7 protein-coding genes and 3 pseudogenes are annotated in these 12,979 nt (G+C 69.8%); 6 read left to right on the top strand and 4 right to left on the bottom strand.

Annotated features, from left to right (window positions below; all coding sequences use genetic code 11):
* Nucleotides 1-2 precede the first annotated feature (2 nt).
* Nucleotides 3-1,262 (bottom strand): NfeD family protein, encoded by a 1,260-nt coding sequence (locus tag AV541_RS05500; RefSeq protein ID WP_060384441.1) that lies wholly within the window; start codon nt 1,260-1,262, stop codon nt 3-5.
* A 62-nt stretch (nt 1,263-1,324) separates the two neighbouring features.
* Here AV541_RS05500 and aroE point away from each other — a divergent pair.
* The 6 genes and pseudogenes from aroE to queA all read left to right on the top strand — a co-directional run bounded on the left by aroE (nt 1,325) and on the right by queA (nt 8,161).
* Nucleotides 1,325-2,126 (top strand): annotated as a pseudogene (aroE, locus tag AV541_RS05495) (shikimate dehydrogenase).
* Between the two features lie 24 nt (nt 2,127-2,150).
* A complete protein-coding gene (locus AV541_RS05490) occupies nt 2,151-2,726 on the top strand; it encodes an IMPACT family protein (protein ID WP_060384440.1) in 576 nt (191 codons plus the stop codon).
* A 1-nt stretch (nt 2,727) separates the two neighbouring features.
* Nucleotides 2,728-5,231: pseudogene (polA, locus tag AV541_RS05485) on the top strand (DNA polymerase I).
* A 24-nt stretch (nt 5,232-5,255) separates the two neighbouring features.
* Entirely contained in the window at nt 5,256-6,569 is a 1,314-nt protein-coding gene (gene glmM / locus AV541_RS05480; protein WP_060384830.1) for a phosphoglucosamine mutase, read from the top strand.
* Nucleotides 6,570-6,578: 9 nt separating this feature from the next.
* Nucleotides 6,579-7,121, top strand: a complete 543-nt coding sequence (locus AV541_RS05475) for a LabA-like NYN domain-containing protein (RefSeq protein WP_011173134.1) — start codon at nt 6,579-6,581, stop codon at nt 7,119-7,121.
* Nucleotides 7,122-7,123: 2 nt separating this feature from the next.
* Nucleotides 7,124-8,161 (top strand): tRNA preQ1(34) S-adenosylmethionine ribosyltransferase-isomerase QueA, encoded by a 1,038-nt coding sequence (gene queA / locus AV541_RS05470; RefSeq protein WP_060384439.1) that lies wholly within the window; start codon nt 7,124-7,126, stop codon nt 8,159-8,161.
* Here queA and AV541_RS05465 read toward each other — a convergent pair.
* The 3 genes and pseudogenes from AV541_RS05465 to AV541_RS05455 form a co-directional block, all read right to left on the bottom strand.
* The gene (locus AV541_RS05465) at nt 8,128-9,393 is read right to left on the bottom strand and encodes an ADP-ribosylglycohydrolase family protein (RefSeq protein WP_008632477.1); all 1,266 of its coding nucleotides are present in this window, start codon (nt 9,391-9,393) and stop codon (nt 8,128-8,130) included. The genes queA and AV541_RS05465 overlap by 34 nt on opposite strands.
* 8 nt (nt 9,394-9,401) lie before the next feature.
* Nucleotides 9,402-10,754: a magnesium transporter gene (mgtE, locus tag AV541_RS05460; protein ID WP_060384438.1), complete on the bottom strand. Its 1,353-nt coding sequence runs from the start codon at nt 10,752-10,754 to the stop codon at nt 9,402-9,404.
* A gap of 88 nt (nt 10,755-10,842) precedes the next feature.
* Nucleotides 10,843-12,960, bottom strand: a pseudogene (locus AV541_RS05455) (VWA domain-containing protein).
* Between the last annotated feature and the right edge of the window lie 19 nt (nt 12,961-12,979).

Here is a 12,979-nt window from a genome sequence, read left to right as displayed (position 1 = left end):
ACCTACTCCTCCAACGGTTCCACCACGACCGTTATGCCCCGGACCTCCACCACGCGCACCGGGGTCCCCTTGGGGATGAACCCCCGGTTCGCCACCACGTCCACCCGCTTGGCCCCGAAGCGGGCCACGCCCCCGGGCCTCAGGTCCGTGAGGGCGGTCCCCACCGCCCCCACCTCCACCGCCTCCTCGGTGGCGTGCCCCTGGATGGCGCTTTCCAGGACCAAGGCCCGGGCGGGCCTCGTCCGCGGGAGGTAGCGGAAGACCAGCACCAGGCCGAGCCCCAAGGCGATCACGGCCACGGAGAGGACGAGCAGGGCGTTCTCCCCGAAGGTGAAGTAAACGGAGGCCAAAATGCTCCCCACCCCCAAGACCCCGGCGATGCCGAAGCCTGGGAAGAGGAAGGCCTCCGCGAGGAGGAGGGCGACCCCGAGGAGGAAGAGGAGAAGCTCAAAGGCCCCGGAAAGCCCCGCAAGCCACCCCCCGGCGAAGTAAAGGGCGAGGGCGGCAAGCCCTAAGGCCCCCGCCACCCCGAACCCCGGGGTGAAAAGCTCCACCAAAAGGAGGAGAAGCCCCAAGGCGAGGAGGATCCCCGCCACGGCGGAGCTCGTGAGGAAGCGGGCCACCTGGACGCGGGGGCCCGGGGAAAGCCGCTCCACCTCGGGGCTGAAGCCTGCGGCCTGAAGGGCCTCGGAGAGGCTTGCCGCCTTGAGGTCGGCCACCTTGAGCTCCACCGCCTTGTCGGCGGAGAGGGTCAGGGGCTCCCCCTTGGCGGAAAGCCCGGGGACCTCGAGGCTCGGGTCCACCATGGCCTCGGCAAGCTCCACGGGCCGCCCCCGGGCCTCGGCCACGGCCCGGAACTTCCCCTTGAGGGCGGAGATCACCTTTTGGTCCGCCGCCTGGGGCTCCTGGAAAGGCAGGGCCACCACGGGGAGGGCGGCCCCGATCTCCGAGCCCGGAAGCATGACGATCTGGCGGCAGGAGAGGGCGATGAGGGCTCCGGCGGAGAAGGCGTTCTGGACGATGGCCAGGGTGGGGAGGGGGGTCTGGAGGATGCGGTCGGAGATGCGGATGGCGGCATCCACCCGCCCCCCCGGGGTATCTATGAGGAAGGCCACGCCGCTCGCCCCCTCCCTTTCGGCCCGGGCGAGGGCCTGCTCCACGAAGACCGCCAAGGCGGGGTCAATCTCACCTTCAATGGGCACGAGATAGGTCTTCCCCAGGGCCAGGGGGAGGAGGAGGATCAAAGCCCAAAGCCTTTTCACCGCCCTTATTCTATAGGTCCCACGGGGAAAAGTGTGCCCCAAGCCGCGCTATTCTTAAGGGGATGCTGCGCTTCGCCGTGCTGGGCCACCCCGTGGCCCACTCCCTCTCCCCGGCCATGCACCGCTTTGCCCTGGAAAGCCTGGGGCTTGCGGGGGTTTACGAGGCCCTAGAGACGCCCCTGGAGGCGCTTCCCGTGAGGCTAGGGGCGGTGCGGGAGGGCTATAGGGGGGTGAACCTCACCCTGCCCCTGAAGGAGGCGGCTTTGGCGCACCTGGACTGGGTCTCCCCCGAGGCCCAAAGGATCGGGGCGGTGAACACGGTCCTCCAGGTGGAGGGGCGGCTTTTCGGCTTCAACACCGACGCCCCGGGCTTCCTCGAGGCCCTGAAGGCGGGGGGATCCCCCTAAAGGGCCCCGCCCTGGTGCTGGGGGCCGGGGGGCGGGGCGGGCCGTGGCCTTCGCCCTGAAGGAGGCGGGCCTCGAGGTCTGGGTCTGGAACCGCACCCCGGAAAGGGCCCGCGCCTTGGCGGAGGCCTTCGGCCTGAAAGCCGTCCCCTTGGAAAGGGCGCCGGAAGCCAGGCTTCTGGTAAACGCCACCCGGGTGGGCCTGGGCGACCCCCAGGCCACGCCCTTGCCCCCTGAACTCTTCCCCCAGGAGGGGGCGGCGGTGGACCTGGTCTACAAGCCCCTTTGGACCCGCTTCTTAAAGGAGGCCCAGGCCCAGGGCCTTAAGGTGCAGACCGGGCTTCCCATGCTCGCCTGGCAGGGAGCTTTAGCCTTCCGCATCTGGACGGGCCTCCTCCCAGACCCCTTAGGCATGGAGGAGGCGGCCCTCCGGGCCTTGGGGGAGGCCTCGAGGGCTTGATAAGAAGCGACCTTGGGAGAAGCAATGAACCTCACCCTGGCGGACAAGGTGGTCTACGAGGAGGAGATCCAGAAAAGCCGCTTCATCGCCAAGGCGGTCCCCGTGGCCTCGGAGGAGGAGGCTTTGGCGTTTTTGGCCGAGAACCGGGAGCCTGAGGCCACCCACAACTGCTACGCCTACAAGATCGGCCTCCTCTACCGCTTCTCTGACGACGGGGAGCCCTCGGGCACCGCGGGCAGGCCCATCCTCCACGCCATAGAGGCCCAGGGCCTGGACCGGGTGGCGGTCCTGGTGGTGCGCTACTTCGGCGGGGTGAAGCTCGGGGCCGGAGGGCTCGTGCGGGCCTATGGAGGGGTGGCGGCGGAGGCCTTAAGGCAGGCGCCCAAGGTTCCCTTGGTGGAGCGGGTGGCGCTTGCCTTCCTCGTGCCCTTCGCCGAGGTGGGCCGGGTCTACGCCCTCCTGGAGGCCCGCGCCCTAAAGGCGGAGGAGACCTACACCCCGGAGGGCGTGCGCTTCGCCCTCAGGCTTCCTGAGCCCGAGCGGGAAGGCTTCCTCCAGGCGCTCCTGGACGCCACCCGGGGCCAGGTAGCCCTGGAGTAGCATGAAGGCGATGCTTCCGCTCTTTGAACCCAAAGGCCGGGTTCTCCTGGTGGACGGCCACCACCTGGCCTACCGCACCTTCTTCGCCCTGAAGGGCCTCACCACGAGCCGGGGCGAACCGGTGCAGGCGGTTTACGGCTTCGCCAAGAGCCTCCTCAAGGCCCTGAAGGAGGACGGGTACAAGGCCGTCTTCGTGGTCTTTGACGCCAAGGCCCCTTCCTTCCGCCACGAGGCCTACGAGGCCTACAAGGCAGGCCGCGCCCCGACCCCCGAGGACTTCCCCCGGCAGCTCGCCCTCATCAAGGAGCTGGTGGACCTCCTGGGGTTTACTCGCCTCGAGGTTCCGGGCTTTGAGGCGGACGACGTCCTCGCCACCCTGGCCAAGAAGGCGGAAAGGGAGGGGTACGAGGTGCGCATCCTCACCGCCGACCGGGACCTTTACCAGCTCGTCTCCGACCGCGTCGCCGTCCTCCACCCCGAGGGCCACCTCATCACCCCGGAGTGGCTTTGGGAGAAGTACGGCCTTAAGCCGGAGCAGTGGGTGGACTTCCGCGCCCTCGTGGGGGACCCCTCCGACAACCTCCCCGGGGTCAAGGGCATCGGGGAGAAGACCGCCCTCAAGCTCCTCAAGGAGTGGGGAAGCCTGGAAAATATCCTCAAGAACCTGGACCGGGTGAAGCCGGAAAGCGTCCGGGAAAGGATCAAGGCCCACCTGGAAGACCTTAAGCTCTCCTTGGAGCTTTCCCGGGTGCGGGCCGACCTCCCCCTGGAAGTGGACTTCGCCCGGAGGCGGGAGCCTGACCGGGAAGGGCTTCGGGCCTTTTTGGAGCGCTTGGAGTTCGGCAGCCTCCTCCACGAGTTCGGCCTCCTCGAGGCCCCCGCCCCCCTGGAGGAGGCCCCCTGGCCCCCGCCGGAAGGGGCCTTCGTGGGCTTCGTCCTCTCCCGCCCCGAGCCCATGTGGGCGGAGCTTAAAGCCCTGGCCGCCTGCAAGGAGGGCCGGGTGCACCGGGCAAAGGACCCCTTGGCGGGGCTAAAGGACCTCAAGGAGGTCCGAGGCCTCCTCGCCAAGGACCTCGCCGTTTTGGCCCTTCGCGAGGGGCTGGACCTCGCGCCTTCGGACGACCCCATGCTCCTCGCCTACCTCCTGGACCCCTCCAACACCACCCCCGAGGGGGTGGCCCGGCGCTACGGGGGGAGTGGACGGAGGACGCCGCCCACCGGGCCCTCCTCGCCGAGCGGCTCCAGCAAAACCTCTTGGAACGCCTCAAGGGAGAGGAAAAGCTCCTTTGGCTCTACCAAGAGGTGGAAAAGCCCCTCTCCCGGGTCCTGGCCCACATGGAGGCCACCGGGGTAAGGCTGGACGTGGCCTATCTAAAGGCCCTTTCCCTGGAGCTTGCGGAGGAGATTCGCCGCCTCGAGGAGGAGGTCTTCCGCCTGGCGGGCCACCCCTTCAACCTGAACTCCCGTGACCAGCTAGAGCGGGTGCTCTTTGACGAGCTTAGGCTTCCCGCCCTGGGCAAGACACAAAAGACGGGGAAGCGCTCCACCAGCGCCGCGGTGCTGGAGGCCCTCAGGGAGGCCCACCCCATCGTGGAGAAGATCCTCCAGCACCGGGAGCTCACCAAGCTCAAGAACACCTACGTGGACCCCCTCCCGGGCCTCGTCCACCCGAGGACGGGCCGCCTCCACACCCGCTTCAACCAGACGGCCACGGCCACGGGAAGGCTCTCTAGCTCCGACCCCAACCTGCAGAACATCCCCGTCCGCACCCCCTTGGGCCAGAGGATCCGCCGGGCCTTCGTGGCCGAGGCGGGATGGGCGTTGGTGGCCCTGGACTATAGCCAGATAGAGCTCCGGGTCCTCGCCCACCTCTCCGGGGACGAGAACCTGATCAGGGTCTTCCAGGAGGGGAAGGACATCCACACCCAGACCGCAAGCTGGATGTTCGGCGTCCCCCCGGAGGCCGTGGACCCCGGGATGCGCCGGGCAGCAAAAACGGTAAACTTCGGCGTCCTATACGGCATGTCCGCCCACAGGCTTTCCCAGGAGCTCTCCATCCCCTACGAGGAAGCGGTGGCCTTCATTGACCGCTATTTTAAGAGCTTCCCTAAGGTGAAGGCCTGGATTGAAAGGACCCTGGAGGAGGGGCGGCAGAGGGGGTACGTGGAGACCCTCTTCGGCCGCAGGCGCTACGTGCCCGACCTCAACGCCCGGGTGAAGAGCGTCAGGGAGGCTGCGGAGCGCATGGCCTTCAACATGCCCGTCCAGGGCACCGCCGCCGACCTCATGAAGCTCGCCATGGTGAAGCTCTTCCCCCGCCTCCGGGAGATGGGGGCCCGCATGCTCCTCCAGGTCCACGACGAGCTCCTCCTGGAGGCCCCCCAAGCGCGGGCCGAGGAGGTGGCGGCTTTGGCCAAGGAGGCCATGGAGAAGGCCTATCCCCTCGCCGTGCCCCTGGAAGTGGAGGTGGGGATCGGGGAGGACTGGCTTTCCGCCAAGGGCTGAGGAAGCCCTGGTATAGTGGCCGCCATGAGGCGCTACTTCGGCACCGACGGGGTGCGGGGGGAGGCGGGGAAGCCTCCTCTTACCCCGGAGTTTGTCCTAAAGCTCGGCCAGGCGGCGGGGGCCTATTTCCGGACCCAGGAAAAAAGGCCCGTGGTCCTCCTCGCCAAGGACACCCGGGAGTCCTCGGACCTCCTGGAGGCCGCCCTGGCGGCGGGGCTTATGAGCCAGGGGGTGCGGGTGGAGCACCTCGGGGTCCTCCCCACCCCGGGGGTCGCCCACCTCACCAAGGCCCTCAAGGCCACGGCGGGGGCGGTGATCTCGGCGAGCCACAACCCCTACCAGGACAACGGCATCAAGTTCTTCGGACCCACGGGGGAGAAGCTTCCCGACGAAGCCGAGGAGGAGATAGAGCGCCTTCTCCTGGAAGATCACCCCACCCGGGGGATCGGCACCGTGGGGGACTTCCGGGAGGCGGAGAGGATGTACCTGGACTTCCTCCTCGCCCACGCCCCGGACCTCACGGGGCTCAAGGTGGGCCTGGACCTCGCCCACGGGGCCACCTACCGCATCGGGCCCAAGCTCTTCCAGAAGGCGGGGGCCGAGGTCATGGCCTTCTTCAACACCCCGGACGGCCGGAACATCAACCGGGGCTGCGGCTCCACCCACCCCGAGGCCTTGAGCCGCTTCGTGGCGGAGCTCGGGCTGGACCTGGGCCTCGCCTTTGACGGAGACGGGGACCGGGTGCAGCTCGTAGACCGCAAGGGGCGCCTCTTCCACGGGGACCACGTCCTCTACCTCGCCGCCTTGGCCTTTGGGGAGAAGGGCGTGGTGGGGACGGTGATGAGCAACATGGCCCTGGAGGTGGCCCTCAAGGAAAGGGGACTCGCCTTCCACCGGGCAGCGGTGGGGGACCGGTACGTCCTGGAGAAGCTCAAGGAGACGGGCCTCGCCCTGGGAGGGGAGCCCTCTGGGCACGTGATCTTCCTCCGCCACCACACCACGGGGGACGGCCTCCTCACCGCCCTCCTCACCCTGAAGGCCCTAAAGGCCCTGGGCGGGGACCTCGCCGACTGGTACGAGGCGCTTCCCCTCTACCCCCAGGTGCTCCTCAACGTGCGGGTCTCCGACAAGGCCAAGGTGATGGCGGACCCGAGGCTTGGGGAGGCCGTCCGCGAGGCCGAGGCCCGGCTAGGGGGGAGGGGCCGGGTGAACGTCCGCCCCTCGGGCACGGAGCCCGTGATCCGGGTCATGGTGGAGGCGGAGGAGGGGGCGGAGGAGGTGGCGCGGGAGCTCGCCGAGCGCGTCCGGGCCCTCTCCCAAGAGGCCCAGGCGGTATGATGGACCCCGATGGCGGAACCCCTCGGCCACTACCAGGAGCAGCGGGTAGGGGTGTTCGTGGACACCCAGAACCTCTACCACTCGGCCCGGGACTACTACGAGCGCAACGTCAACTTTGAGAGCCTCCTGCGCTTCGCCGTGGGGGGAAGACGCCTGGTGCGGGCCACCGCCTACGTGGTGGAGAAGGAGGGGGACACCTCCGCCTGGCCCTTCATCTACAAGCTTTCCACCATCGGGTACAAGGTCCGCCGGATGTACCTCACGGTAAAGGAGACGGGAGAAGGCGGGCGGCCCATCTACTCCGGCAACTGGGACATGGGCATCGCTGCCGACATGGTCCGGCTCATGCCCTACCTGGACGTGGTGGTCCTGGGGAGCGGGGACGGGGACTTCGTGGAGATCCTCGAGGTCCTGATGGAGCGGGGCATCCGGGTGGAGGTGATCGCCTTCCGGGAGACCACGGCCCAGAGGCTCATTGACGCCGTGGACCGCTTCACCCACCTCCCCGAGATCCCCGGGGCCTTTATGGAGCCTCGGTCGCCTGAGCGCTAGCCGTGGAAGGCCTGGAAGCCTACGACTACCACCTCCCCCCCGAGCAGATCGCCCAGGAAGGGGTGGAGCCCAGGGACATGGCCCGGATGATGGTGGTCTACCGGGAAGGCCCCTTCCGGGTGGCGCACAAGCGGGTGCGGGACCTGCCCGAGTTCCTGCGCCCCGGGGACGTCCTGGTCTTCAACGAGAGCAAGGTGATCCCGGCGAGGCTTCTCGCCAGGAAGCCCACGGGGGGAAAGGTGGAGATCCTCCTGGTGCGGGAGCGCTCTCCGGGGCTTTGGGAAGCCCTCCTGGGCCCCGCGAGGAAGGCGCCCCCCGGGACCCGGCTCCTCCTCCTCTCTCCCAAGGACCTGGCCCCGGTCCCGGGCCTTCAGGCGGAGGTGGTGGCGGTGGAGGAGGACGGGGTGCGCCTCCTCCGCTTCCAAGGCGACCTCGTGGCCCACCTGGAGGAGGTGGGGGAGGTTCCCCTTCCCCCCTACATCAAGGCCAAGATCCCCATGGAGCGCTACCAGACGGTCTACGCCAGGCGCCCGGGGTCCGTGGCCGCCCCCACCGCCGGCCTCCACTTCACCCCGGAGCTTCTGGAAAGACTTCGTGAAATGGGGGTGGAGCTTCGCTTCCTCACCCTGCACGTGGGCCCCGGCACTTTCCGTCCGGTGAAGGGGGACCCAGAGAAGCACGAGATGCACGCCGAGCCCTACGCCATCCCCGAGGAGGTGGCGGAGGCCGTGAACCGGGCCAAGGCGGAGGGGCGGCGGGTCGTGGCCGTGGGCACCACGGTGGTCCGGGCCCTGGAGAGCGCCTACCGGGAAGGGGTCGGGGTGGTGGCGGGCGAGGGGGAGACGCGGCTCTTCATCCGCCCCCCCTACACCTTCAAGGTGGTTGACGCCCTCTTCACCAACTTCCACCTGCCCCGCTCCACCCTCCTCATGCTGGTGGCGGCCTTCTTGGGGAGGGAGCGGACCCTCGAGGCCTACCGCCTGGCCGTGGCCGAGGGCTACCGCTTCTACTCCCTGGGGGACGCCATGCTCATCCTGTAGAGCGCGAGGGCCAGGGCCTCCAGCTCCTCCCGCAGGTGGAGGGGCCTAAGCCAGCGCCCGGGGATCGCCCCAAGGCCGTAGTAGGCCCCGGCGAGCTGGCCGTAGACCGCCCCCACGGTGTCCGCGTCCCCCCCCAGGTTCACGGCGAGGCGCATCCCCTCCTCAAAGTCCCGCCCCCGGGCGAAGGCCCAAAGGGCCGCGGCCAGGGTCCCGGGGGCGTAGCCCGGCCCCTCCTCCGGCGCCTCCCAAAACCCTCCTTCCACCACCCGCCTTAGGGCGGGGTGGAGGTCGGCCCCCCGGAAGGGCTTAAGGGCGAGGAGGGCCTCTTTGGGCGCCCCCCTCAGGGCCTCCCGGAGGAGCCAGGCGAGGACCTCGGTGGCCTCGAGGGCCTCCCTCGCCCCGTGGGTGGTCCGGGCGGCGCGCCGGGCCAGGGAAAGCAGGTCAGGGTGGTTCTCGTAGGCGAGGACGAGGGGAGCGAGGCGCATCAAGGGCCCGTTTCCCGCCCCCGCCTCGTCCCCCGCATAGGGGTCGCCCGTGGCGGCGTAGCGCTCCAGGGCCCTCCTGGTGGCGTGGCCGAGGCCAAAACAGACCCCGGTGGCGCTCCTGTACCCCTCCCGGTACCAGCGCAGGTAGCGGTCCATCTGGTCCTTGGGGTCAAACCCCCGCTGCAAGAGGCTTTCCGCCAGGCAGAGGGCCTGGCTCGTGTCGTCGGTCCAGAACCCGGGGGGAAGGCGGTGGGGCCCCCCGCCCTTCATCTCCCGGACCTCCGGAAAGGTGCCCTTGGGCAGGCCCTCCACCTGGGCCCCCAGGGCGTCCCCCACGGCGAGGCCCAAGAAGGCCCCGAGGCGCCGGTCCTGCCTCTCCTTTAGGTCCTGCACCCAGGCCCTGGCCTCCTCAGGCCCCAAAAGGGTGGGCCGGCGTTCCGGGGAGAACCAGGCGAGGAGGCGGGCGGCCTCCTGAGGGTCCAGGCCCTCGGGGCTTTGGGCCAGGAGGAGCTTGTGGTCCCCGTCGGCCAGGGCCACCATGCCCAGCACAAGGCCCTCCGCCTCCTCTCCCGGGGAGAGGGGCGGCCCCAGGTAGACCGCGTCCACCTCCTCCCCGTCCGCCGGGTTGAGGAGCCCTTCCACGAGGCCGTAGTTCACGGGGGCGGGGCGGTCTTGGCCCACGAAGCGAAGCCCTCTCCCCTCCCAGGCGTAGCGGTAGGGGCTTCCCCGGCTCCACTCCACGCGCATCCGAAGCCTCATACCGCCTCCAAAAGCAGGCGGGCCACGGAGAGGTAGATGAGGAGGCCCGTGACGTCCGAGAGGGTGGCCACGAGGGGGTTGGACACCAAGGCCGGGTCCACGCCGAGGCGCCTCAGGAGGAAGGGGAGCAAAGCCCCCACCAGGTTGGCGAAGAAGACGATGAGGACCAAGGACACGCCCACCACGGGGAGGAGGAGGGGGTGGCCGTCCCAGTAGACCTTGCCCACGAGGAGAAAGCTCAAGGTGAGGCCGAGGAGGAGGCCCACCCCCACCTCCTTGAGGAAGACCCGCCGCCAGTCCTTGAGGTCCAGGTCGCGGGTGGCGAGGGCGCGGATGATGAGGGTGGCCGACTGGTTGCCGGTGTTTCCCCCGGTGCCCAAGAGGACGGGGACGTAGAAGGCCAAGGCGGTGACGGCCTCGAGGACGCTCTCAAACCCCTGGAGGATGGAGCTCGTGACCATCCCCGTGAGGATCAGGATCACGAGCCACCTCACCCGGGCAAGCCACAGGGCCACCGGGCTCGCCTCGCTATAGACCAGGTCGGGCACGTCCACGGCCCCGAGCTTGTGGATGTCCTCCGTGGCCTCGGCCTCCAGCACGTCCAGGACGTCGTCCACGGTGACGATCCCCACCAGGCGGCCCTCCTCGTCCACCACGGGGAGGACGGCGAAGTCGTAGTCGGCCATGAGGCGGGCCACCTCCTCCTGGTCCGTGTCCGTGCGCACGTAGACCACCTTGGGGTTCAGGATCTCCCTCACCCGGGTCTTGGGGTCGGCCACGATGAGGTCCCTGAGGGAAAGCACCCCCTTAAGGCGGCCCTCCTCGTCCACCACGTAGATGTAGTAGATGGTCTCGGCGTCGGGGGCGGCCCGGCGCAGGAAGCGGAGGACCTCCTCCACGGTCATCCCCTCCCGCACGGCCACGTACTCCGGGGTCATGAGGCCGCCCGCCTCGTCCTCCTCGTACCGGGCCAGGGCCTCCACCTCGGCCCGCGTCTTTGGGTCCAGGAAGTCCTTAAGGCGTTCGAAGTAGGCGGGGTCCTCCTTCCTCACCGCCTGGAGGGCGTCGGCGAGGTCATCCAAGGAGAGTTCCTCCAGGATCTCCTTCAGGCGCCAAGGGGGAAGGGTTTTCAGGTACTCCGCCTGCTCCTCCGGGGAAAGGTGGGAGAGGACCTCGGCGGCCTTGGCCTTGGGGAGGAGGGTGAGGACCACATAGCGGTGCTCCCCCTTAAGCTCGTCCCAGAGGGCGAGGAGGTCCTGGGGGTGGATCTCCTCCAAGACCTCCCGGAGGGCCCGGGTGTCCCCTTCCTGCAACGCTTCTTGGAGGGAAACGGCCAGCTTTTCCTCCACAGGCGGCCTCCTTTCCCGCCGAAGGCCGCCCGGGGGCGGCCCTCAGCGCTCGGGACTCGAGGGCAAGGGCCCTTCGCGCATACCTGCCCTAAGGTAGGGCCCGGGAAGCCCCCCTGTCAAGGCGGGCCTCTAGGAAGCGCTCCAACAGGAAGAGGACCAGGGCGAGGCCCACGAGGAAGGGCCTCAAGGGAAGGGCCTCCTTCCCAGGGGAGACCTCCTCGGGACCCGCGAGAAGCCTCCCCCCGAGGCCTCGGCCAGGGCCCTCAGGACCTCCCGCCCGTCCCGCGGGCTCCACTCCCCCGGGAGGGGAAGGGCGAGGGGGAGGCGGAGCCCCCTGTCCAAAAGCACCCCCTCCCCTTCCACCCGGGCCTCAAAGCGGAGGGGCCCGGTGGGGACCATGGGCCGCCTCGTCCCTCCCGAGAGGATCTCGGGCGCCTCCAGGGGGCCCAAGGCCACCACCCTCACCCCCTCCCCCTCCGGGTAGGCGTAGAGGGCGAGGGCCCGCCTCGCCCCGATGAGCCAGCGGAAAAGCCCCCGAGAAAGGCCGAGGCCTCGGGGAAGTCCCGCCAGGAGCGGGAGAGGTCCGTGGCCAAGGCCGCGACCCTCCCCTCCCCCCGCTCCCCTATGGCGAGGACGGCCCGCTCGCCGCTTGTGAGGAGGACCTCGGCCCAAGGCTCGGCCCTCGCGGGGAGGAGGACGGAAAGGGGCGGGAAGCGGAAGCCTTCGGTGAGGGGGTGGGGCCTGGCCTCCACGGGAAACCGCCCCTCCAAGGCCTCCCCCCGGAAGACCTCCTGCCCCTCCCGGAGGAAGAGGCGGGGAAGCTCCTTTGGGGAGGCCGCCCGGTAGAACCGCCCCCCGCCCCTCTGGGCCAGGGCCTCGAGGAAGGGGGCGTCGGCGTCCGCTCCCAGGGCGATGGCGGAGACCTCCACCCCGCTCCGTTCCGCCAAGGCGAGAAGGGCCTCCCGGTCGTCCGCCACCTGGCCGTCGGTGAGGACCAGGACCCCCTTCCGGGACCGGGGCACCCCCTCGAGGAGGCGGACCGCCTCCCGGAGCGCCCCGCCCATGGCCGTGCCCCCGCCGGCCCGCAAGGAGAGGAGGAGGGTTTCCAGCTCCTTCCTGGCCCGGTCGGTCATGGGCCGCGGGGGAAGAGGACCCGGTGGCCGGAGGCGAAGACCACCACCCCCAGGTAGTCCTCCGGGGTGGCGGTGCGGGCGAGGGCCAAGGCGGCGGAGACCGCCAAGGCGAGCTTCTCCCCCTCCATGCTTCCCGAAACGTCCAGGACGAGGACCAAGGCCGCCCCCTCCCGGCCTAAGGGCTTCAGGGGAAGCTCCTCGGGCAAAGCCCTATCCCAGCCCCCGAAGAAGAGGCCCTTCGGGGTGGCGGTGAAGAGGAGGCCGCCCCCCCGGCGGAGGAAGGCCTTAAGGGCCTCGGGCGCCCCCTCGGGAAGGTCCAAAACCCCCGTGCCCACGACCACCAGGTCCGCCTCCAGGGGAAGCGTAAAGCCCTCCTCCACCTGGAAGCCCTGGGCCTCGAGGTAGCGGGTCGCAGCCGGGTCGCCCAGCACCACGGCCTTCGCCCGGTCGGCAGGGGCCACCTCCACCTCCGCCCCGCTCCGCCCCCAAGGGCCTTCCGCCACCGCCCGGACCGCCGCCTTCTCCGTGAGGGGAAAGGTATAGACGAGGGCCTTCCTCCCCTCCACCCGCAAGGCCCTTTCCAAGACCCCCCCAGGCCCCTCCACCCGGACCCTCGCCTCCGCGGGCACGGGGGCTTCCAGCACCACCCCCACCCCCACGGTCTCCCCGTAGAGGGGGTAGGCCGGGGGAACGAGCCGCACCGCCACGTAAGGCCTCGGGGGAACGTAAAGGGCGTCCAGGGGAAAAAGCGGAGGGATGGGCTCCAAAAGCCCGTCGGAGACTAGGACCGCCCGGCTTGGCCGGTGGCGGAGCGCCTCCTTGTAGGCCTCCTGGAGGTCCGTCCCCTCCCCAAGGTCCAGCCTTCTCGCCGTGGGCGAGGGTAGGGTGGCCGCCCGCTCGGCGAAGGCCACGTAGATCCCGTCTTTGGGGAGCCTCGAGGCCAGGGCGAAGACGGCTTCCCGGGCCGAGGGGGAGAAGTCCAGGAGGTAGACCACCCGCCCCTCAAGGGGCCACCTGGGGTCCAGAAAGGCGAGGAGGAGCAAGAGGAGGACCAGGACCCTGAGGGGGAGCATGCCCCTATGCTACCCCCCT

It is taken from the genome of Thermus parvatiensis (genome assembly GCF_001535545.1).
GTDB classification, from domain to species: domain Bacteria; phylum Deinococcota; class Deinococci; order Deinococcales; family Thermaceae; genus Thermus; species Thermus parvatiensis.
The sequence above is the reverse complement of the archived record's forward strand: the minus strand, read 5'-3'. Positions and strand labels throughout refer to the sequence as shown.

Bases quoted from the DNA above. Each gene is read 5' to 3' on its own strand.
- AV541_RS05490 (WP_060384440.1), top strand. From the start codon at position 2,151: ATGAACCTCACCCTGGCGGACAAGGTGGTCTACGAGGAGGAGATCCAG.
- glmM (WP_060384830.1), top strand. From the start codon at position 5,256: ATGAGGCGCTACTTCGGCACCGACGGGGTGCGGGGGGAGGCGGGGAAG.
- AV541_RS05475 (WP_011173134.1), top strand. From the start codon at position 6,579: ATGGCGGAACCCCTCGGCCACTACCAGGAGCAGCGGGTAGGGGTGTTC.
- AV541_RS05465 (WP_008632477.1), bottom strand. From the start codon at position 9,393: ATGCGCGTGGAGTGGAGCCGGGGAAGCCCCTACCGCTACGCCTGGGAG.